The 21,569-nt window shown below is 55.3% G+C and carries 22 protein-coding genes and 1 pseudogene; 12 read left to right on the top strand and 11 right to left on the bottom strand.

Annotated features, from left to right (window positions below; translation table 11 throughout):
• Positions 1–19: 19 nt before the first annotated feature.
• The 4 genes and pseudogenes from TH25_RS11585 to TH25_RS11570 all read right to left on the bottom strand — a co-directional run bounded on the left by TH25_RS11585 (position 20) and on the right by TH25_RS11570 (position 2,895).
• On the bottom strand, positions 20–463 hold the full coding sequence (locus tag TH25_RS11585; RefSeq protein ID WP_114088572.1) for an MmcB family DNA repair protein: 444 nt from the start codon (positions 461–463) through the stop codon (positions 20–22).
• Positions 464–558: 95 nt separating this feature from the next.
• Positions 559–804: a DUF2312 domain-containing protein gene (locus tag TH25_RS11580; RefSeq protein WP_007090950.1), complete on the bottom strand. Its 246-nt coding sequence runs from the start codon at positions 802–804 to the stop codon at positions 559–561.
• 119 nt (positions 805–923) lie between these two features.
• A pseudogene (locus TH25_RS11575) lies at positions 924–2,084 on the bottom strand (carboxylate-amine ligase).
• Positions 2,085–2,094: 10 nt separating this feature from the next.
• Complete coding sequence (locus TH25_RS11570; RefSeq protein ID WP_258549124.1) at positions 2,095–2,895, bottom strand: N-formylglutamate amidohydrolase; 801 nt, start codon at positions 2,893–2,895, stop codon at positions 2,095–2,097.
• Between the two features lie 218 nt (positions 2,896–3,113).
• On the opposite strand from TH25_RS11570, the gene TH25_RS11565 reads away from it, so the two are divergent.
• The 3 genes from TH25_RS11565 (at position 3,114) to TH25_RS11555 (ending at position 7,433) form a co-directional block, all read left to right on the top strand.
• Positions 3,114–3,875: a FadR/GntR family transcriptional regulator gene (locus tag TH25_RS11565; RefSeq protein WP_114088570.1), complete on the top strand. Its 762-nt coding sequence runs from the start codon at positions 3,114–3,116 to the stop codon at positions 3,873–3,875.
• An 80-nt stretch (positions 3,876–3,955) separates the two neighbouring features.
• Positions 3,956–5,269, top strand: coding sequence for a glycerate kinase type-2 family protein (locus tag TH25_RS11560; protein ID WP_114088569.1), 1,314 nt, complete (start codon positions 3,956–3,958; stop codon positions 5,267–5,269).
• Between the two features lie 448 nt (positions 5,270–5,717).
• Entirely contained in the window at positions 5,718–7,433 is a 1,716-nt protein-coding gene (locus TH25_RS11555; RefSeq protein ID WP_114088568.1) for a methyl-accepting chemotaxis protein, read from the top strand.
• A 95-nt stretch (positions 7,434–7,528) separates the two neighbouring features.
• On the opposite strand, the gene otnI is transcribed toward TH25_RS11555, so the two are convergent.
• Entirely contained in the window at positions 7,529–8,317 is a 789-nt protein-coding gene (gene otnI, locus TH25_RS11550) for a 2-oxo-tetronate isomerase (RefSeq protein WP_114088567.1), read from the bottom strand.
• Between the two features lie 75 nt (positions 8,318–8,392).
• Entirely contained in the window at positions 8,393–9,316 is a 924-nt protein-coding gene (gcvA, locus tag TH25_RS11545) for a transcriptional regulator GcvA (RefSeq protein ID WP_114088566.1), read from the bottom strand.
• Positions 9,317–9,438: 122 nt separating this feature from the next.
• On the opposite strand from gcvA, the gene TH25_RS11540 reads away from it, so the two are divergent.
• Complete coding sequence (locus TH25_RS11540; protein WP_114088565.1) at positions 9,439–10,116, top strand: FMN-dependent NADH-azoreductase; 678 nt, start codon at positions 9,439–9,441, stop codon at positions 10,114–10,116.
• A gap of 82 nt (positions 10,117–10,198) precedes the next feature.
• Here TH25_RS11540 and TH25_RS11535 read toward each other — a convergent pair whose 3' ends face one another.
• A complete protein-coding gene (locus tag TH25_RS11535) occupies positions 10,199–11,107 on the bottom strand; it encodes a LysR family transcriptional regulator (protein ID WP_114088564.1) in 909 nt (302 codons plus the stop codon).
• A gap of 137 nt (positions 11,108–11,244) precedes the next feature.
• Between TH25_RS11535 and TH25_RS11530 the strand changes: the two genes are divergently transcribed.
• On the top strand, positions 11,245–12,255 hold the full coding sequence (locus tag TH25_RS11530; RefSeq protein WP_114088563.1) for an NAD-dependent epimerase/dehydratase family protein: 1,011 nt from the start codon (positions 11,245–11,247) through the stop codon (positions 12,253–12,255).
• Here TH25_RS11530 and TH25_RS25255 read toward each other — a convergent pair.
• Positions 12,238–12,534 carry a hypothetical protein gene (locus tag TH25_RS25255; RefSeq protein ID WP_220151398.1) on the bottom strand — a complete coding sequence of 99 codons (297 nt, stop codon included), beginning with the start codon at positions 12,532–12,534 and terminating at the stop codon, positions 12,238–12,240. The two genes, TH25_RS11530 and TH25_RS25255, sit on opposite strands and share 18 nt — an antisense overlap.
• Positions 12,535–12,546: 12 nt before the next feature.
• On the opposite strand from TH25_RS25255, the gene TH25_RS11525 reads away from it, so the two are divergent.
• From TH25_RS11525 to TH25_RS11510, 4 genes are read left to right on the top strand one after another with little or no spacing between them, the layout of a single operon-like run.
• A complete protein-coding gene (locus TH25_RS11525; protein WP_258549123.1) occupies positions 12,547–13,050 on the top strand; it encodes a lysophospholipid acyltransferase family protein in 504 nt (167 codons plus the stop codon).
• Positions 13,047–13,988 (top strand): phosphatidate cytidylyltransferase, encoded by a 942-nt coding sequence (locus tag TH25_RS11520; RefSeq protein ID WP_181847570.1) that lies wholly within the window; start codon positions 13,047–13,049, stop codon positions 13,986–13,988. Before TH25_RS11525 ends, TH25_RS11520 begins: the two co-directional genes overlap by 4 nt.
• Before the next feature lie 17 nt (positions 13,989–14,005).
• On the top strand, positions 14,006–14,377 hold the full coding sequence (locus TH25_RS11515) for a hypothetical protein (RefSeq protein ID WP_114088560.1): 372 nt from the start codon (positions 14,006–14,008) through the stop codon (positions 14,375–14,377).
• Between the two features lie 9 nt (positions 14,378–14,386).
• Positions 14,387–15,049, top strand: a complete 663-nt coding sequence (locus tag TH25_RS11510; protein WP_114088559.1) for a CDP-alcohol phosphatidyltransferase family protein — start codon at positions 14,387–14,389, stop codon at positions 15,047–15,049.
• Positions 15,050–15,055: 6 nt separating this feature from the next.
• On the opposite strand, the gene TH25_RS11505 is transcribed toward TH25_RS11510, so the two are convergent.
• Complete coding sequence (locus TH25_RS11505) at positions 15,056–16,378, bottom strand: NAD(P)/FAD-dependent oxidoreductase (RefSeq protein ID WP_114088558.1); 1,323 nt, start codon at positions 16,376–16,378, stop codon at positions 15,056–15,058.
• A 225-nt stretch (positions 16,379–16,603) separates the two neighbouring features.
• Here TH25_RS11505 and TH25_RS11500 point away from each other — a divergent pair, with 225 nt between their 5' ends.
• Together TH25_RS11500 and hemN are read left to right on the top strand one after the other, a co-directional pair.
• On the top strand, positions 16,604–17,032 hold the full coding sequence (locus TH25_RS11500) for an HIT domain-containing protein (RefSeq protein ID WP_114088557.1): 429 nt from the start codon (positions 16,604–16,606) through the stop codon (positions 17,030–17,032).
• A 40-nt stretch (positions 17,033–17,072) separates the two neighbouring features.
• Positions 17,073–18,467 (top strand): oxygen-independent coproporphyrinogen III oxidase, encoded by a 1,395-nt coding sequence (gene hemN / locus TH25_RS11495; RefSeq protein ID WP_258549122.1) that lies wholly within the window; start codon positions 17,073–17,075, stop codon positions 18,465–18,467.
• A 105-nt stretch (positions 18,468–18,572) separates the two neighbouring features.
• Here the strand turns inward: hemN and TH25_RS11490 are convergent, their stop codons facing one another.
• Positions 18,573–19,634 carry an NAD(P)H-dependent flavin oxidoreductase gene (locus TH25_RS11490; RefSeq protein WP_114088556.1) on the bottom strand — a complete coding sequence of 354 codons (1,062 nt, stop codon included), beginning with the start codon at positions 19,632–19,634 and terminating at the stop codon, positions 18,573–18,575.
• Between the two features lie 135 nt (positions 19,635–19,769).
• On the opposite strand from TH25_RS11490, the gene TH25_RS11485 reads away from it, so the two are divergent.
• The gene (locus TH25_RS11485) at positions 19,770–20,654 is read left to right on the top strand and encodes a LysR family transcriptional regulator (RefSeq protein WP_114088555.1); all 885 of its coding nucleotides are present in this window, start codon (positions 19,770–19,772) and stop codon (positions 20,652–20,654) included.
• A gap of 70 nt (positions 20,655–20,724) precedes the next feature.
• On the opposite strand, the gene TH25_RS11480 is transcribed toward TH25_RS11485, so the two are convergent.
• The gene (locus tag TH25_RS11480; RefSeq protein WP_114088554.1) at positions 20,725–21,552 is read right to left on the bottom strand and encodes an aldo/keto reductase; all 828 of its coding nucleotides are present in this window, start codon (positions 21,550–21,552) and stop codon (positions 20,725–20,727) included.
• Positions 21,553–21,569: the final 17 nt, after the last annotated feature.

The following is a 21,569-nucleotide window of genomic DNA, read 5'->3' as shown; positions in this document are numbered from 1 at the left end:
CTCGCGGAAATATCCGGTATCAGGAAATCAGCATATCCATCTTGTCGTCACCGCGTAACCGCCCGGCGGATAACCGGCCAAAATCAATCAACAGCTTTTTTCGGCGTACTGCATTCAGCTTGCACTCTTCGGCTGGCCTGACAATCGCAGCTTCAAATCTGTCCGCCACAATCAGCCCCTCTTCTTCCGGGATCAGATCACGGGGAAATTCCATTGGCACGGCGAAGAAAAACCGGTCGCAATAATCGCGATATGTTTGCCATTTGGCATCAACACGAAAATCCTCGACCGATGATTTCACCTCCACCGCCCACAGTTCGCCCTTTGGCCCCAATGCCAAAACATCCAGCCGCCGCCCATTCCCCAACCGCAATTCCGTGATGCAGGCCATGTTATGGTGATGCAAAAGCCTGCACACCCCCTCGGTCACTTCGACAGTAATTTCAGGGCGGGATCGGGTCATAGTCGAATACTCCGGCAATTCATAAAAAAAGGGCCTGCTGTTTTCAGCACGCCCTCTTTTATCAGTTCCCGCTGTCAGGATATGGCAGCAGAGAGTTAGCTCATCCCCAGTGCGCGTTTATACACTTCAAGGATTTCTTCCTGTTCGGTGCGTTCGTGGTCTTCCATTTTGCGCAGGCGGATAATCTGGCGCAGGATTTTCACGTCATAGCCAAGGGCTTTGGCTTCGCCGTAAACTTCCTTGATATCGGCCATCAGGTTGGCCTTTTCTTCTTCAAGGCGCTCGATACGCTCGACATAGGATGCGAGCTGGTCGGCTGCAATTCCTCCGACTTCGGTCATTCTCTGATCTCCGATGATATGCGGGTGCGTTGCGGATGCCCGAAACGCGAAATTTCAATGCGGCGCGACGATACCCAAAGCACCAAATGATGACAAGCCTTCAGAGCGCCGATAAACGCCTAAATCGATGCGGTGCTGGCAGGGCTGGTTTCCGCAATCAGATAATCCGTCACCTTGATCAGGGCATCACGCGGGCTTTCGCCGCGTTCGATGGCGGCGTTATAGATGTTGCGCTGGCGTTCGGAACTGGTGCCGCGCTTTAAAATCCGGCGGGCATGTTCAATTTCGGCAACACAGCCAAAATGTTCGGCATCAGGGCGGACAAGCTCCAGAATTTCTTCAAGCAAATCGGCATAGGGCACAATTTCGCCGCGGCCAAAATCGATCAACCCTCCATTATCGCTATTGGTACTGCCATAACGGCAGGCCCGCCAGCGATTTTCGCGGATCAGCATATTGGCATAAATGCGCCAACGTTGATTATTGCGCCGCAGACGATAAAGCATGCGCAAAATACAGCGCGTGATGGAGGCCACACAAATCGCGTCTTCCAGATTGGTACAAACATCGGCAATGCGCATTTCAAGGGTCGGCCAGCGGTCGCTGGGACGCAAATCCCACCATAATTTGGTGCCATCCTCGATCACACCGGCATTGATCAGCATATCGACATGGCGGCGATATTCCGCCCAAGAGCCGAAAACCTCCGGCAGGCCGGTGCGCGGCAAATTATCAAACACCGACAGGCGAAAGGTTTGCAGGCCGGTATCGCGCCCGCGTCAGAACGGCGATGACGTGGTCAGGGCCAAAAGATGCGGCAGGAAATAGGCCGCCTGCGCCATCAGTTCGATGCGCAAATCATCATCCTCGATCCCGACATGAACGTGCATGCCGCAAATCAGCAGCCGTTCCACCACCGTGCGCAAATCGCGCGCAATAGTGCTGTAGCGTTCGCCTTCGGTGTGTTTCTGGCTGTCCCAATGGGCAAAGGGATGTGTCGATGCCGCCAGAAGCGCCATATCATAGCGCCCGGCCACATCACACAAAACCGACCGCATATGTGTGAGTTCTTCTCGGGCATCGCCCGCACTGTGGCACACTTTGGTGCCGATCTCGACCTGGCAACGCATGAACTCGCTTGAGACATGATCGCCCAGTTCCGCCTTGCAATCCTTTAAAAAGCCTGCTGCCGGGTCGGTGGCAACATCGCGCGTTTTGCGATCAACCAGCCAGAATTCCTCTTCAATGCCAATCGAAAATGCCGGTTCCTTGCGCGATATTGCGGGCAATTCAGTCCCTCCGGAGTTTGTAAAGGTTCGGGTCGGCCAGGATGCTTTCCAGCGCATCGCCCAAAATACCCGCCCATTTTTCACAGCCATCGTCAGTATCAATCAGGTCCTGGCGAATTTCAACCGACACGCACGGCAGGTTGGCGGCCTCGGCATGATGGTCAATGGTGTAATCAGCCATGTGACGGCCCGAATAGGGTTCGTTATCCCCAATGGTCAGATCCGGGTTCTGGCGACGCAGATTTTCGAGCAACGGTAGCGGAATACGGTCATCCTGATCCCACAGAATGCCAATCTCCCACGGGCGTTCAAACCCCTGAAACACCGGGGTAAAACTGTGGATCGCGACAATGGCCGGGGCAATTTTATGGGCATGAAACCGGGCAATGCGTTCTTCAATCGCCCAGTGATAGGGCAGGAAAATTTCGCGGATGCGCTTCATATGTTCGCGCGGCGACACATTCTGGTTGCCCGGCACCACGGTTTTATCTGCCACTTCGGGCATGCCGGTCGGGTCCCAAAGCTGGCGGTTACAATCAATCACCAAACGGGAAAACCCGCACAAAACCGCCGGACAGTCAAAGCGTTTGACCAGAATTTCCGTCACCTTGCGCGCGCCAATATCCCAGCCGATATGGCGTTTGCGTTCTGCCTCGGGCAGGCCGAGTGTGCCCAGCGATTTGGGAATCGCCCGCGAGGCATGATCACACACAAACAGCGCATGTCCCGCCCCCTCATCATTGATAATTTCATACGGTGCGGGGTCTTCACTGCACAGCAGTTGCGCGGGATGGTGGCTCACGCGAATTCTCCTGATTTTTCCGAAATATGAAAGGCACGGCAGGCGGACCGCCATGCAGGCTGGAATCTTTCACGAATGCCTAGCAATTTGCGGGGATTCTGGCAAGTCGCTGGATATAAAGCCAGCAAGCAATTCATTTTCACCCAAACTTGCCGTACAGTGGTATGACCAATGATGACTGAATAACCAGTGGCACGATCACGGAGAACCCGTTTCCCATGCAGCCGACGCCGGACCAGCCTGACGCTTCCAATATCCATCAAGGCGAAAATGAGCGCCCCAAACGCGTTGCCGAGCGCGTGGCAGATACCCTGCTGGCCCGGTTTGCGGCAGGAGAATACCTGCCTGGTGAACGCCTGCCCGGGGAACGGCAACTGGCCGAGGATATGAATGTCAGCCGGGTTTCGGTGCGCGCGGCCTTGCAAAAACTTAAAACACGCGGCTATTTGCGCGCCGTGCAGGGCGGCGGGACGGAGCTGTTATCCTCCACCGGCATCGAAATGGATGTCGCGATGACCGACCTTGTCCGTGGGTCGATCACCAATCTGGCCGACCTGATGGAGCTGCGCCGCACCCTTGAAACCTGGGCGGCCCGCCGGGCGGCGGAAAATGCCACCGACGAACAACTGGCCGAATTGCGTGCCACCTTTCAGCAGGCACACGACCCGCGCCGACCCGCCAAATACCGTACTGAAGATGACCACCGCCTGCACATGATGATCGCACGCGCCAGCGGCAGCATCATTTATTATCACCTGATGAAAATGCTGCATGATGTGCTGCACGCCGCCCTTGATGAAATCCGGTTTCATATCTTTGCCGGTCCGCAGTTTGACAACATGGTCCAGAACCATCACCGCGCCATTATCGATGCCATCGCCGCCCGCGACCCGGACCGCGCCGAACAGGCGATGTATGAACATCTGGGGGCCGTTATCAACCATGTGACCGAACGCACCCCGAAGGCCTCTGGCGGCTGACGGCGCGACTGACACCCACAACGCCCCGCCGTCCCCGGCAACCTGATTACGACAGATGACGCACAGACGGAGCCCCGCCCATGACCCTGCCGAACAACAGCCTGTTCGCCTCGCCGCGCGATATTTTACACAAACTGATGACAGCAGCACTTAAGGCCGCTGACCCTGCCGTACAGATCCCGCATCACATGCCTGCCCGGCCCAAAGGCAAAACCATCGTGATTGGTGCTGGCAAGGCATCGGCCCATATGGCACGCAGCTTCGAGGAATGCTGGATAAAGGAAAATGGCAGCAGGGATATTGCGAACCGGTTATGCGGCCTTGTTGTCACGCGTTATGGTCACGCGGCCCCATGTAAGCATATCGAAATTGTCGAGGCATCCCACCCCGTACCGGACGAAGCCGGGCAAAAGGCCGCCGGGCGGATTTTGGAAATGGCGCAAAATGCCGGGCCCGATGACCTGATTATCTGCATGATTTCCGGGGGCGGATCGGCCCTTTTGGCCCTGCCCGCACCAGGCATCAGCCTTGAAGACAAACAGGCGATCAGCAAGGCCCTGCTGAAAAGCGGTGCCACCATTTCCGAAATGAATTGCGTGCGCAAACATCTTTCCGCGATCAAGGGCGGGCGGCTGGCACTGGCCGGGGCCCGGGCCAAAATGATCACCTATCTTGTTTCCGATGTGCCCGGTGATGACCCGGCCATCATCGCATCGGGGCCGACCGTGCCAGACCCGACAACCCAAAACGATGCCCTTGCCATCCTGAAACGCTATGACATCCCCCTGCCCGAGGCTGCAAAAAAGCTGCTGGCGGATCCGGAGCATGAAACCGTCAAGCCCGGCCAGGAGTGTTTTAACGACAATGATGTCGTCATGCTCTCGCGCCCGCAGGATTCCCTGCTGGCCGCTGCCAGCACAGCCCAGGATATGGGCCTGAATACGGTCATTCTCGGCGATGCCATCGAGGGGGAATCGCGCGAAATTGCCATAATGCACGCCGGTATTGCCCGACAAGTAAAAACGCACGACCAACCGGCACAAAAACCCTGCATCCTGCTATCGGGCGGGGAAACAACCGTAACCGTACGCGGCGATGGCGGACGGGGCGGCCGCAATGCCGAGTTCATGCTGTCGCTTTTGCTGCAATTGCGCGACGAAGCGGGCTTTGCCGCCCTTGCCATTGATACCGACGGCATTGATGGCAGCGAGGATAATGCAGGCGCGATTATGGATGAAAAAAGCTGGCAAAAAGCCCGGGACCGGGAAATCGACCTTGCCGATTATCTGGATCGCAACGATGCCTATAGCGCCTTTGAAAAGCTTGATGACCTGATCGTCACCGGCCCGACACTGACCAATGTGAACGATTTTCGCGCGATCCTGATTTTTTAAGTCAAGCTGCCCTCAACGACCACATGGAGTCCCGGCCCCTGGATCTGCCGGGATGGTCATTCATGAATTTATCACACACCATTGTGCAAGCTTGTGATTTAAACCTATACGCGAGGGTTGGGATTCTTCATTTTCGCGCAAATCTTTTTTCACAACTCCCGCCATGAAACAACAATTCGTCCAAAAGCATCATCAACGAAAAAAATGTTTTATTAACAATATCATAAGAGATTGAAAATTCCTGCATCAGGAATGATCGCAGGAAATCAGATACAAAAAACCCATCATTTCATCATAAATGAAAAAATAGAATCTGAAATCCACTTTCAATTCATAGTAGAATAACCCCCGTTTACTACATGCGTATACCAGCAAACTCGCACCACGCGAGAACCATTCTCCATGTTCGCTCTGCACTCTTTCGGTTGCACTTATAGAGGAGGACAAGATGTCTCTGCACAATGTCAGACTGAAACTGAAAGTTCTGTTCGGGATCCTGAGTCCCTTGGTATTTCTGCTGTTGCTGGCAGGTGTTTCCATATTCAGCATTCGCTCCATGCTTTCAACAAGCAACTGGGTCGAACATACCAACAAGGTGTTGATTGATGTGGAGACGATCACGGCTTCTGCGATCAACATGGAAACCGGCATGCGCGGCTACCTTCTTTCGGGAAAAGAGGACTTTCTGGAACCCTATGAAGAGGGAGAGAAAAACGTTTATTCCCAAATCGATAACCTGAAAGAAACTGTTTCCGACAATCCCGCCCAGGTCGCGCGCCTGAATGAAGCAGAAAAGACCCTGAGGGACTGGCAGGCCAATGTCACCGAACCGATGATCAGGATCCGGCGCGATATTGCAACAAACCAGACCACCAGTGAAAGTGGCATTACAACGATGGACGGCCTGTCCGACCTGGTGGGCCAGGCCAAAGGAAAGGCCTATCTGGACAAATTTCGTGCAACCATGAGAGACGTTCATCAGGCTGAGGCAAAGCTGCTTGATATCCGCAAGGCGCAAAATCAAAGTACGGTTTTCTATGCCTATGCCATGATTGCCGGTTGTGTCGTCATCGCCCTTGCCGTGGGCACGGGCATGGCCTTCATCATTGGGGGTGCCATCGCGTCTCCCATTATCCGGATGACAAAAACCATGCGCACCCTGGCCTCGGGTGACAAAACCATCGACATCCCCGATACCGAACGGGGGGATGAAATTGGCGAAATGGCGACAGCCGTGGAAGTCTTCAAGGACAGCATGATCAAGGCGGACGAACTCGCCGCCCGCGAAATCGAACAAAGCAGGGAACGCGAAGAACGGGCCAAAAAGATTGAACAGGCCACCCGGGATTTTGATGCCGTTATCGCACAGGTCCTGACCGCTGTTATGTCTTCGGCATCACAAATGGGCACGACTGCAACCTCGATGCTGGATACCGCAAACAACACCAACCATCGCGCCGCCACCGTTGCCGCCGCCTCCGAACAGGCTTCGGCCAATGTGCAAAGCGTTGCCACCGCCACCGAAGAACTCTCTTCCTCGATTAACGAAATCAGTCGGCAAATTACACAGTCTTCGGCCACAGCACAACGTGCTGTCGAAGAGGCCGAAACAACCAACAACCAGATGCAAAGCCTGGTGGTTGCAGCCCAAAAGGTGGGTGAAGTGGTCAGCCTGATTTCAAATATTGCCCAGCAAACCAATCTTCTGGCGTTAAATGCCACCATCGAGGCCGCCCGTGCGGGCGAAGCCGGCAAGGGATTTGCCGTTGTCGCCAACGAGGTCAAGGCCCTTGCCACTGAAACCGCCCGGGCCACCGGCGAAATCAGCCAACAGATTGAAAGCATTCAAAACGAAACGAAATCGGCGGTCAATGCCATCGCGTCGATTACCGAAATCATCGACGAAATGAACGCCATTACGGTTGCCATTTCATCGGCGATGGAAGAACAGGATGCCGCAACCAAGGAAATCACCCGCAATATCCAGCAGGCCTCAACCGGCACCAACAATGTCAGCGAAAACATCATCGAAGTCCGAAATTCGGTCGGAAATACCGAACAGGCCGCCGGACAGGTCAGCGATGTTGCGCGGGACCTGACGAGCAAGGCGGACGATTTAAAGGCACAGGTCGATACCTTCCTGAGCTGCATGCGCGCCGCCTGATGGATGCCCCGGCCAGAGACCTAATGCCCGTTTCTGGCCGGGCACCCTTTTGCGCCATTTTACGGCGGAATTTTAATTCCAGACATGCCGTTTTTTCAGGATGCCGTTCCCTGCCAGGGGGAGAGCCAGCCCAGCCCTTCTTCGGTTGTGCCCTGGGGTTTGTATTCGCACCCGATCCAGCCGTCATATCCCAGCCGATCCAGCAAATAAAACAGGAACGAACAGTTAAGTTCGCCCCGGTCCGGTTCATGGCGGCCCGGCACACCGGCAATTTGTACATGACGGATTTTATCAAAATGCCGGGCAAGGCGGGATGCAATATCACCACCCACAAGCTGGGCATGATAAATATCAAACTGCAAGGCCAGCGCCGGATGATCCAACTGATCGAGGATAACCGCCGCCTGCTCGACCGAATTAAGCAAATAGCCTGGCATATCAACGCCGTTGATTGGTTCGATCAAAATGGTCACACCGGCCTTCCCGGCCTCGTCTGCGGCATAAAGCAGGTTATCGCAATAAAGGCGCGCCAGTTCGCCGGGGTCTTCGCCCTTTGCCATATTGCCCGCCATGCAATGGATCATGTCACACTCAAGCGTGGTGGCGTAATCCAGTGCCCTGAAAACGGAATCGCGGAATTCCTCCTCCCGGCCCGGTCGGCAGGCCAGGCCACGATCCCCGGCCTCCCAGTCCCCCGGCGGCAGATTGAACAAAACCTGCTTTAGCTCGTTTTCATCAAGGTGGCGTTTAATATCGGCCATTGGCATGTCATAGGCGCCAATATATTCCACCCCGGAAAATCCCGCTGCCGCCGCAGCGGCAAAACGCTTCTCAAAGGGCAGATCGGCAAACAGAAATGACAGATTGGCACAAAACCGGGGCATGGCATGGTCCCCTTTCCGGGATGATCAACAACCGCTGAATCATTTCCTCTCGCCCCATCGCCGTCAATATCGAATTTAGGCCTCCGGAGCGCTTTTCAAACGGGCCGATGTTTCAAGCCCGGCCATCCTTACCTCATCTGCCAGCCAGCGGCCAAAGGCATCCACCTCCCGGCTATTGGCCCCATTGCCCCGATGCACCAATTGATAATAATGCCCTTCAATCAACGGTCCAAAAGGCTGGCATAACAGCCCGTTTTGCCGTTCCTGCGCGGTCATTTCCAAACTGCACAACACAACGCCCTGTCCGGCAATCGCCGCCTGAATGGCGTGGCTGTCCTCGCTAAAGGCCAGGCCCGGCTTAAGGGCGATGCCCCCAATTCCCGCCTGTTTAAACCAGTGCGACCATGTTGGCGTCACATCATCGGGATGGGCCCAGTCCAAATGGAGCAAAGGCAGGTTGTGCAGGTCCCGCACGGTTTGCAATCCCAAAGCCGGGCTTGCCATCGGGGCGAAATGTTCGCGAAACAGCCGCTGCACTTCCAGCCCGGCATAGGGCCCCGCCCCGTAACGAATGGCGGCATCGGCAATATTTGCACGCAAATCAACCGCCTCGACCGATGTATGCAGACTGAGGTGAATATCGGGATGTGCGGCCTGAAACCGCGAAATGCGCGGCAACAGCCACTTGGCCGCAAAGGATGGCAACACCGAAACGGTCAAGCGACGCTGGGTTTTATACTGTTTGAGCCGGTCTATCACGCGGCCAAATTCGGCAAATCCATCCCGTAATACCGGGAAAAGTTCCTGCCCCGCCGGGGTCAGCACAACCTGTCGTGGTTTGCGCACAAACAGGCGCAGTCCCAGTGTTTCCTCCAACAAACGGATCTGATGGCTGATCGCGGTGGGTGTTACCCGCAATTCATGTGCCGCCTTCTTGAAGCTCACATGCCGGGCGGCGGCCTCGAAGGCGCGCAATGTCGCAAGGGGCGGCAAAGACATAAAGATGAACCACACTCATCTGTTAACTGAGATATTCGATTTTGCCAGATACCAAAAATCCCTCCAAAACTAGCATATCGCACGACACAACGGATGACATTTTTTCATCACAGGAGCATCACATGGCAACCATCCTGCATATCGACAGCAGTGCGCGCCCCGGCCGATCCGATACCGCTGCGCATGGCTCCCACAGCCGCCGGTTAACGGCCCGCTTTGTCGCCCGCTGGCAGCAACACCGCCCGGACGACACCATCATCTATCGCGATGTCGGCGCGCATCCACCCAAACCGGTGACGGGTGACTGGATCCACGCCGCCTTTACCAAACCCGAAACGCGCGAAAACTGGATGCACGATGTTTTGCGCGAAAGCGATATTCTGATCGACGAACTGTTACAGGCCGATATTATCGTGGCCGGGGTGCCGATGTATAATTTCGGCATGCCCGCCCAAATGAAGGCCTGGATTGAAAATATCGTGCGTGTGGGCCGCACCTTCGGCTTTGACCGGGGGCGCGATGGTGTTCCCTACTGGCCGATGGTCACGGGCGATAAAACCGCCATCGTTTTATCCTCGCGCGGTGATTACGGTTATAATCCCGGCGAACGGGTGGCCCATCTCAACCATGTGGAAGGCGGCGTTTTTACCCCGCTGGAATATATCGGCATTACCAACCATCACAGCACCGCCATCGAATATGACGAATTTGGCGATGACCGGATGCAACATTCCATCGCCACCGCCGAGGCCAAGGTAGATCGCCTGGTGCAATCGTTGCTGCCGCGCTTTGCCGCTTAAACCCACAGGCAAGCACAACATTTACAGGGCAGCCGGGTAAACCCGCTGCCCTGTTTAACGCCGTCCAAATCCACTCACCTTTTCAGGCCAATTGCGGGTCTGGTTTTTGCGTTCGCCAATATGTTTTCATCCCCCTCACCAAGGCATCAAACACCGTACGGCAGCGCAAATTATTGCGCAAATCCTCATGCATGGTGACCCAGCTATCAAGGGCAAGCGAAAATTCCGGCAGCACCCTTTGCAATGCAGGTTCCCGCAACGCCACGCCGACCTGGCACATGCCAATGCCATACCCCGCACGGATCATGGCAAGGTGCGATAAATGCTGGTCGGACCGAAATGAAAACCGGTGTTTCGCCAAGGGCCAGGGCAGTGAATGCAATAACCGCAAATCACGGGCATCGCGATCAACCCCGATCAGGGCATGGTCTGCCAGGTCTTCAAAATCCTCCGGCGCACCGTTTTGGGCCAGGTAATCGTGATGGGCATACATCCCCAAATCAATCGCACCAATATGCTTTGCCACCAGCGCATCCTGACTGGGCGGCACCATGCGAATGGCAATGTCGGCATCCCGACGCAACAAATCTTCCATCCGGTTGCTAAGGGCCAGTTCTATTTCAATATCGGGATGGTCATTTCGCAGGGATGTTAAAATAGGGGGCAAAACCTCAACCCCGATCACATCACTTGCCGTTATGCGCACCGTCCCGCGAACATCATCACCCAACCCGCTTGCCGCACGCGACAGCATATCTGCCGCCGCCTTCAGGGTTTCGGCATGGGGCAACAGGTTTAACGCCGCATCGGTCGGCTGTAATCCGCCCGAAGACCGCGTAAACAAAACAACATTCAAATGATGCTGCAATTCATCCATATGGCGGCCGATTGTCGGTTGCGTCAGGCCCAGTTCACGGGCCGCCGCCGACAATGACCCTTGCGCCATCACGGCCAGAAAACTCCGATAAAGCCCCCAGTCAGGATCTGCCATTCGCCCCTCAAATGCGTTCATACGTCCATACATTTTTGTATGGATACTATTTATACTTATAGAATACTGTTTATCTCCACTTGGCAATACCCTGTGTTGGTCATCATCAAAACCAATTCACCAACATAGGAAAAACCATGCAACACCCCCATAAAACGGCCCTTGTCATTGGTGCAAATGGCGGCATTGGCCATGCCGCAGCCCACGCACTGGCCACGCAGGGCTGGCGCATTCGTGCCTTTGCCCGCATCATCCCTGAATCAACCACACAAAATACGGGTGCCATCACCTGGATTACCGGGGACGCATTGAAGGACAGCGATGTTTTAAATGCCGCAAAGGGCGTTGATGTCATTGTTCACGCTGTTAACCCGCCGGGCTATCGCAACTGGGGCAAGCTCGTGCTACCCATGATCGACAATACCATTGCGGCTGCCATTGCCAATGGCGCACGCATTGTTTTGCCCGGTACGGTTTATAATTACGGCCCCGACGTTTTCCCTGAAATCGACGAAGAAAGCCCGCAACACCCCATTTCGCGCAAGGGTGCCATCCGGGTTGAACTGGAACAGCGTTTGGAACGTGCCTGCGCCCGTGGTGCCCGTGCCCTTATTGTGCGCGCCGGTGATTTTTTCGGGCCGGGTGCCAAAAACAACTGGTTTGCGCAAGGTCTGGTTAAACCGGGCAAGCCGGTATCGTCCATCATCTATCCCGGCAAACGCCATACGGGGCATCAATGGGCGTATCTGCCCGATGTTGCCGCCACAGTGACCCGGCTTCTTGCCCGCGAAAACGACCTACCTGGCTTTGCCCGCTTTCACATGAACGGCCACTGGGATGCCACCGGCATGGATATGATCAACGCCATCCGCACCGCATGCGGCAAAAAGCACATCCCGGTCCATTCCTTCCCCTGGCTGTTAATCAAACCGCTAAAACCGTTTGTCCCATTTCTGCGCGAGGTTGATGAAATGAAATATCTATGGCGGGAACCCGTACGCCTGAAAAACGACCGGCTTGTTGCGTTTCTGGGCACCGAACCCCACACGCCGCTGTGCGACGCCGTCCACCAGACACTGGCATCAATTGGCTGCCTGCCGAAAATCAGCCCTGTCCCGACCCCGGACACATCAAGCATTCGTCAATAGGGTTTTGATTACAGGCAATGCCATCAGATAAAACCAGAATGCCTGACAGACTCCCCGTTGCCAGATGCAACAACAAAATTTCTTGTCTTCACAATTTAATTGCATAACCTTCACGCGGGATGCACTTAAAGTTGGAGGCTGAAAATTTCTCTTCTTGTTAAAATCACGGCCTTCCTCATTGTTGGCGCAGCGAAAATCATCACCGCTGTGCGAGGCATTTGGGTTAATGGCGAAATAGAAAACCGGCAATGCGTGTATTTCGCCAACCACAATAGCCACGGTGATTTCATTTTGCTGTGGTCGGTTCTGCCCGCCCCGATCCGGGATAAAACCCGCCCGGTTGCCGGGGCGGATTACTGGCTTGGTTCACGTCTAAAACGATTTATTGGCACGGCAGTTTTCAATGCCGTTTTAATTGAACGAAAAGCCAGCCTTCGGCAAACCAACCCGATTGAAAAAATGGCAACAGCCCTTGACCAAGGCAGTAACCTGATCATTTTTCCGGAAGGAACGCGCAACACCACCGATAACGTCTTATTGCCGCTAAAATCCGGTTTGTTCCATCTGGCGTCATCCCGCCCGGATATCGACCTTGTCCCTGTGTGGATCGAAAACCTGAACCGGGTTTTACCCAAAGGCACCTATTTACCCATCCCCATGATATGTACCGTCACCTTTGGCAACCCGATACACCTTAATCCCAAGGAAACCCGGCAGGATTTCCTGAAACGGGCCGAAACAGCGTTGCTGGACTTACATTCACGTGACGGCGAAACGGCGGATTGCCCCATATGAATAACCATTTCCTTATTCTCCTGATCGCGGTCCTTGCTGTCCTTGGCGTTGCCTCTGTCATTGGCTATTTCCTCAAATTACGCGCCCGCGATACCGGCCCGGACAGCACGATTGAAAACCTCAACGCCCGAATAAAGGCCTGGTGGGTTATGGCAATTGTGCTGGCGATTTCTTTCATGGCAGGACGTATTGGCGTTGTTATCCTGTTTGCAATCTGTTCATTTGCCGCTCTGCGCGAATTTCTGACCCTGACCAACATCAAGGCCGCCGACCACTGGGCACTGGTTGTGGCGGTTTTTATTGTATTGCCGCTGCAATATATATCGGTGGGCATGAACTGGTACGGCTTCTATTCCATTTTCATTCCCGTTTATGCCTTTTTGCTGATGCCGATCATTTCCGCGCTGCGGGGCGAAACCGGCAATTTCCTGATCCGGGTGGCCGAAGCCCAGTGGGCGCTGATGATCGCCGTCTTCTGCGTTTCCCACGTTCCGGCGCTACTAAGCCTCAACATTGCCGGATATGAAGGCAAAAACCTGTTTCTGATCTTTTTTCTGGTCGTCGTTGTCCAATCCAGCGACGTCTTGCAATATGTGTGGGGCAAACTGATCGGCAAACACAAAATTGCCCCCAATCTGTCGCCCTCCAAAACCCTGGAAGGGCTGGTTGGCGGGGTGTTATCGGCCAGCCTGCTGGGGGCCGCCCTGTTCTGGATTACGCCATTCAACGTTATTCAGGCTGCCGGATTATCGCTTGTCATTACCCTGATGGGCTTTTTCGGGGGGCTTGTCATGTCCGCCATCAAGCGTGACCGGGGCGTGAAAGACTGGGGGCATATGATTGCCGGTCATGGCGGCTTCATTGACCGGCTGGATTCCGTGATATTTTCCGCCCCGATTTTCTTTCATATCGTGCGCTTTTACTGGGACATCCATTGACCACAATCGCAAACAGGATGTTAAAAAGCACGATCGTGCATGTCGGTTTCGCCTTCATCGCGATGGGCGGCTGGGCCATGTTTGCCAATGCCAGCCACCCGCTGCTGCAACAAGTTCTGGCCGGCCTGGCACAGGGGACAATGTCGGCCCTTCTGACGCTGTTTTTAAAAAGTGCGACCGACGGGATGCGATTACGGTTTCGCGGGAAAGCGCGCTACTGGCTGCCACCCCTTATTGCCATTCTGGCCTCGATCAGTTTTCTGGTCTGCGGGCACTGGCTGGCGCACACCCCGGAAATCCTGCTGACAATTGCCGTTCCTGCAACGGTCTCCAGTTCCTATGTTTTTATCTATAATTTCATGCGTCTTCACAATCGTGCCGGGGGCTAAATATTTAACATGCCAGATCTGAAAAACCGTCGCCCGTTAAACAGCCGAAACACAAAATGGGCCGATCGCATCAGCCGGGCGCTTGCGGCACGCAATATTTCCCCCAATCAGATTTCCATCGCCAGCATGGTCGTGGCATTTGGTGCTGGCGCGGCCTTCTGGCTGACACATCTGGTATCGGACAGTCGCCAGACCGCCGCATTGTTGCTGATTGCCGCCCTGTGCTGTCAGCTTCGCCTGCTATGCAACCTGTTTGATGGCATGGTTGCCGTCGAGGGGGGGAAAAGTGCCGCCGATGGCCCGTTCTGGAACGAATTTCCCGATCGCATATCGGATATATTCATCTTTGCCGGGGCGGGTTTGGCAGTTGGCAGCCCGGCAATCGGCTGGGCGGCGGCAAGCCTTGCAGTGCTTGCTGCCTATACCCGCGAACTGGGTGCCAACATTGGCCTGCCACCGGACTTTTCCGGCCCGATGGCAAAACAGCACCGCATGGCGCTGATGACACTCGCCGCAATCATCGCCACGACAGAACCCCTTTGGATCGAACAGGGCACGGTTCTGACAATTGCCCTGTGGCTGATCATTGCTGGCGGGATCGTGACGGTTATCAGGCGCGCCCGCAACATCCGGAAAAGCCTGATCGAAAAGGCAAACGCATCAGACGCCTGACCGTTTTTACCCATCCCCCTGGTCGGTTCGGGTTTTCTCGGGGGCGCGGTCGGGGTCCGGCTCGACCGGCCCGGTAATCAGGCGTGCGCCCTTTTTGCAGAAAATATAGCTCCAGGCCCACTGCACCAACACCAGTGCCGGGGCGCGAATGCCAATCAGAAAATAGATATGCGCCAGCCCCCAGACCCACCAGGCGATAAAACCTTTCAGCTTGAAACCGTTAAAATCGATCACCGCGCGATGACGGCCAATCGTGGCAAGGTTTCCGGCATGTTTATAGACAAACGGCTTGGTATCCCTGCCGCCGAGATGATCCAGAATGCGCCGCCCGGCATATTTGCCCATCTGTTTGGCCGCCGGGGCGATACCGGGCACGGCAAGGCCATCCTGCCAGGGCACATGGGCAGCATCGCCAATCACAAATGTATCCGGGTGATCCGGCAGGCTCAAATCACTGGCAACTTCAACACGGCCGCCCCGGTCGGTTTTGGCATGGGTCCAATCGGCCATATGATCCACCTTCACCCCGGCGGCCCATATGGCATTGGCACTTTCGATAAAATCATCGCCAATCTGCACGCCTTCGGGGGTAATGTCGCTAACTGGCTGGTTCAACACCACCTCCACCCCCAGCCGTTCCAACGACTGACGGGTGTAAGCGGACAAATCCTCGGGAAAGGCACCTAACAGTCTGGGCGCGGCCTCGACCAGGATAATGCGGGCATCGCGCGGGTCGATGCGGCGAAAGTCGTTTGATAATGCCTGTTTTGCCAGTTCGGCAATCGCACCGGCCATTTCCACCCCGGTCGGCCCACCGCCAACCACAACGAAATTCATGAATTTGCGGCGTGTTTCATCATCTTCGGCATTCTCGGCCAGTTCAAAGGCTAGCAACAGCCTTTTGCGAATTTCGGTGGCCTCGCCAATATTCTTAAGCCCCGGTGCCACCTTTGCCCAGTCGTCATGCCCGAAATAGGATGTCGCCGCCCCGGTTGCCAAAACAAGGTAATCATATTCCACCCGATAATCACGGGCGATCACGCTTTTTGTTGCCAGATCAATGCCCGTGACCTCGCCCAGAAACACCGAAACATTCGAGGCATGGCTAAAAATACCCCGGATCGGCCAGGCAATATCCGCCGGTGACAGATCCGCCGTTGCCACCTGATATAACAGGGGCTGGAACAAATGATGGTTACTCCGGTCGATCAGGATGACTTCCACATCCTTGCCCGCCAGTTCACGGGTTGCGGCAAGGCCACCAAACCCCGCGCCCACAACAATCACGCGCGGTTTATCGCCCGTTAAGGCAATTGTCTTTTCAGCCATTTTCAAAATCCTTCATCACGGACCCGACCCCATGATGCTGCGCAATGCTTAAAGGCATTGCGACCTGGTATTTTACAAACGTTATATCGCACTGCCCTGTTCCATTCAGAAAAAACAAGAGTGAAACCGATAACATCATCGCGATCCCGCGCCGCAAACACGACATTGTTCGTTTTTATTGCTATAAGCAGCGTAAACTTGTTTCACCAATACAAGGGCCCTGCCATGAATGACGCCTTTCGCCTGCATCCCCAACTGGCCGCCGATACCGACCTTGTGACCGAAGGCCCGCTGTCGCGCATTTTGTTGATGAATGATGCCCGTTATCCCTGGCTGATTTTGGTGCCGCGTCGCAATGATCTGGTTGATTATGATGATTTGACCCCACAGGAACGCGAAACACTGGGGTTTGAATGTGCTGAAACCTCCAAAATCCTCAAACGCCTGTTTAACGCGACCAAAACCAATGTCGCGATGCTGGGCAATATGGTGCCGCAACTGCATTGCCATGTGGTGGCGCGCTTCCCCGATGATGCCGCCTGGCCCGGCCCGATCTGGGGCGTGGGACAAGCGGTTTCCTATAGCGAGGACGAAGCAAATGAACGCCTGGCGGCCCTGCGTGCAGCATTGATTTCCGCCTTTCGCCACGCATAAACACCAGCTTGACGCATATCAAGGCGGTGGATTTTGAATAATGCCAAAAAGGCCCCATCACATTGATGAGGCCAGATTTGCCATGATTTCCACCGCCCTGCATCAGAAATACGATTTGCGCCTGCCGCGCTATACCAGCTACCCGACCGCGCCGCATTTCAGCCCGGCGGTAAATGGCGTTGTTTATCGCCGCTGGCTGTCGGAACTGGACCCCAAACAGCCTTTGTCGCTGTATTTCCATGTCCCCTATTGCGAGGAAATGTGCTGGTTTTGCGGCTGCAACACCAAAATCACCAAGCATTACAGCCCGGTTGGCAGCTATGTCGATGTGCTGCGTGCGGAAATCAAAAATGTGCTATCCGCCCTGCCCGGCACCTATCCGGTCGCGCATATCCATTTTGGCGGCGGCAGCCCGACCATTCTTAAGGCCGATGACCTGCGCCTTGTCATGAACGACATCCGGCAGGGCTTTAACATCCTGCCCGATGCCGAAATTGCCATTGAAATGGACCCGCGCACCGCAAAACCCGATTTTATGGATGCGATGCGCGATTGCGGCTTTACCCGGTCCAGCATTGGCGTACAGGATTTTAACGACACCGTGCAACGCGCGGTCAACCGCGTGCAATCGTTTGACCTGGTGGCCGATGTTGTTGCCAATCTGCGCGAACGCGGCATGAATGGCATCAATGTCGATTTGATGTATGGCCTGCCGTTTCAGACTCTGCAAGGTGTTATGGATACGGTTGATAAAACCGTTACCCTAAACCCCGACCGTTTATCGGTATTTGGCTATGCCCATGTGCCGTGGATGAAAAAACACCAAAACCTGATCCCGACCGAGGCCCTGCCCGACACCGCCCAACGCTGGGCCCAATATGAAGCCATACAGAACCGCCTGGCCGAACATGGCTATGTCGCCATCGGCCTGGACCATTTTGCCCGCACCGATGATGAAATGGCGCTTTCCATGCTGGCCGGGGATTTGCACCGCAATTTCCAGGGTTACACCACGGATCGCGCCGAAGCCCTGATTGGCATGGGCCCCTCGGCCATTTCATCGCTGCCACAGGGCTATGCACAAAACGACCCGGCCCTGGGCCGCTGGAAACGCAATGTCGAAGATGGCCTGATGGCAATTGAAAAAGGCATCGCCGTGACCGACGAGGACCGCATCCGGCGTGACATCATCAATGAATTGATGTGCCATCTTTCGGTCGATCTCGATGAAATCTGCCGCGACCATGACGTCCCCGTCAGCCGCTTTGCCAGCCAGCTGGACACCATTCGCCAAATGACGGCCGATGGCATTGTTACAGTCTGCTGCAACACCATCACCGTAACCGATATGGGCCGCCCGCTGGTCCGTGCCGTTTGCGCCGTGTTTGATTCCTTCCTTGATCATTCGCAAAAACGGCATTCACAGGCGGTTTAACAGTTAATCATATAAACTGATGTTTGGCCGCAAAGGGGCTGGCAATTTCGCCAGCCCCTTTTGCGTGATCCTGCTCGGCAGGGATATCCGCGATCTTTCCCTGCCTTACAAAACCTGGCCGCTGGCCTGTTTCATTTCCGCCATCAGCGTTTTTACCAATTCCGCCGCTGGCATCGCGCGGGATAATGGCGCGCCCTGCCCGGCCCATTGCGCGCCAAAGCCAAATTCGCCCTTTGCTTTGGCCGAACCATGCAGGGCTTTGCCCGCATCATAGGCAATGGGATAATCGGGCAATACCTGCCCTTTGGCGGCATCTTCCAGCGCGGTAAAGCGGTTTGCCAGAGCCCGGGCCGGTCGGCCCGATATTAACGTTGTTAACCGGGTATGAAAGGCCGCCTCCCCCGTCAGGGCGGCACGGTAAGCATCATCCGCCGCACTTTCCGGGCAGGAAACAAAGGCCGTGCCCAGTTGTGCCGCCATCGCCCCCAGTTTCAGGGCCGCCGCAATGCCCGCGCCATCCATGATGCCTCCGGCGGCAATCACCGGTATTTTACACTGGCGCACCAGCAACCGAACCAGGGCAAAGGTCCCCAATTGATCATCGGGCTGGGTGGGATCAAACATGCCGCGATGGCCCCCCGCCTCGATCCCCTGGGCAATAACGGCATCAATGCCGGCACGTTCGACCTCTTGTGCCTCGGCAGGGCTGGTTGCAGTGGCAAATAACGTGATTCCCGCCTGCTTTAACGCCAAAATCACGTCCTGATCTGGCAGACCAAAATGAAAACTGACCACCGCCGGGCGCTCCGCCACAAGCAGGCGCACCATGTCATCGTCTTCAAGAATGCTTTTGTAAATAACACCCAGCGACTTTGGCGGGCTTGCGCCAAAATCGGCGAAATACGGCGCCAGAAAATCAAGCCACGCTTTATCCCGCGCCGGATCTGGCGTTGGGGCAGCATGGGCAAAGACATTCACGTTAAAGGCCCGGTCGGTTTGCCCTTTTAAATCCGCCATCATTTTTGCCGCCCCGCTGGCGTCGGTGGCCCCGACACCGATGGACCCCAGCGCCCCGGCATTGCATACCGCTGCCGCCAAAGCAGGGGTTGAAATGCCCGCCATCGGTGCCTGAATGATCGGCGTGTCCATTTCCAACTGGCTTAACATCACAACTCTCCTGCCTTTTTACCGTACCAGCATGTCCGTCTGATATTTTAATTCTCAAATAATGAATTAAAACTTATTTACATTCCTATATAGGGAATATATGAGTTTCAGCAAGACGGCAATGGAGAAGTTTGAATGGATATCACGACACTGTCGGTGTTTCGCACGGTGGCAAAGGAACAGGGCATCACCCGTGCGGCGGAATTGCTGGGGCGCGTGCCATCAAATGTCACCACCCGCATTCAGCAGCTTGAAGCGGAAATTGGTGCATCGCTGTTTTTGCGCGAAAAGAAGCGGATGATCCTGACGCCCGAGGGACACACCTTTCTTGATTATGCCGAACGCATTCTCAACCTTGCCGAGGAAGCCCAACAACGCGTGAACCCCACAACACCTGTCGGCACACTGCGGATCGGCGCAATGGAAAGCACGGTGGCAAGTCGCCTGCCCGGCCCGCTTGCCGCCTATAGCAGGGCGTGGCCCCGGGTAAAACTGGAACTGACAACCTCGCCCACCCGGCAGCTTGTTTCCGCGCTGGAAGAACACCGCCTTGATGCGGCCCTGATCGCCGTGCCTTCGGACGAATGGTGGCTGGGTGATCGTGAAATTGATAAAATCCCGGTTTATCGCGAAGAACTGGTTGTGCTGCTGCCCAAAACCCACCGCGACATCGACCACGCCCAAGATATTGACATCAACGCGCTGGCCGCCTTTGCACCGGGCTGTACCTATCGTATGCTGGCCGAGGAATGGTTGACAGGCTTTGGCACCCGCAAGGCACAGCTTGCCATTCAGGAGGTCGGGTCCTATCACGCCATGTATGCCTGCAGTGCGGCGGGGGCTGCCATCAGCATCATGCCGCGCAGCGTGCTTGATCTTATGGGCCATACGGGGGATGTCAAAATTCATCCGCTGATGGCGGTGGATACCCACCTTGCCAGCCGCCCGGGATACAACACCCCCGCCTTTCGCGAATTTCGCGATATTCTGCTCGAATCAGGCAATATCCCGACATCGTAAAAACGGACCTGACGGCCCCGCAACCGCAGAGAACGCCACGCTTGCGGGGGCCATCCGGCATCATATCGGCTTAATCATCCCATTCCGGGGCAAGGCCATCCGGGCTGACAATACGGCCATCTTTTTGGGTCAGGGCGGAAATCGCCTGCATGTCGTTCGCCGAAATCTCGAAATCGAAAATGTCGAAATTCTCCAGCGCCCGCTTTTCACCAACAGTTTTGGAAAGCGCGATCACACCGTCATGCTGGATCACCCAGCGCAACACAAGCTGCGCAACCGATTTGCCATATTTGCTGGCAAGATCCTGTAAAACCGCATCCTCGAACACTTTACCATCCGCCATTGCATAATAGGCGGTAATGGACATGCCGTTTTTGCGCGCAGCCTCAAGCACCTTTGTCTGATCAATATAGGGATGCACTTCGATCTGGTTGGTCACAATCGGCGCATCGCTTAATTCAACTGCTTCGGCCATCAGGGCGGTGCTGTAATTGCTCACCCCGATATGGCGTACCTTACCGGCCTTGTGCACCTCATTCAGGGCCCCGATCTGCTCGGCCAGCGGCACGTCCAGTTTCGGCCAATGCAACAGCAACAGGTCGACATAATCGGTTTTAAGCTTCTTCAGGCTTTCATCGACCGAGGCAATAAAATCATCATGGCGAAATTTATCCACCCAGACCTTGGTGGTCAGGAAAATGTCTTCGCGCGCCACTGGTGACTGGTCAATCGCCGTGCCGACCTCGGCCTCGTTGCCATAAACCTGTGCGGTGTCAATGTGGCGAAAACCAATATCAAGGGCATGCGGTACAATGCGCAACACATCCTCGCCGGGCATCCGAAAGGTTCCGAAACCCAGAGCCGGAATTTCCGCGCCATTCGCCTTTACATTGTACATTCATCATCTCCTTGCTG

The organism is Thalassospira profundimaris (assembly GCF_003326755.1).
In the GTDB taxonomy this organism is placed as follows: domain Bacteria; phylum Pseudomonadota; class Alphaproteobacteria; order Rhodospirillales; family Thalassospiraceae; genus Thalassospira; species Thalassospira profundimaris_B.
The sequence above is the reverse complement of the archived record's forward strand: the minus strand, read 5'-3'. Positions and strand labels throughout refer to the sequence as shown.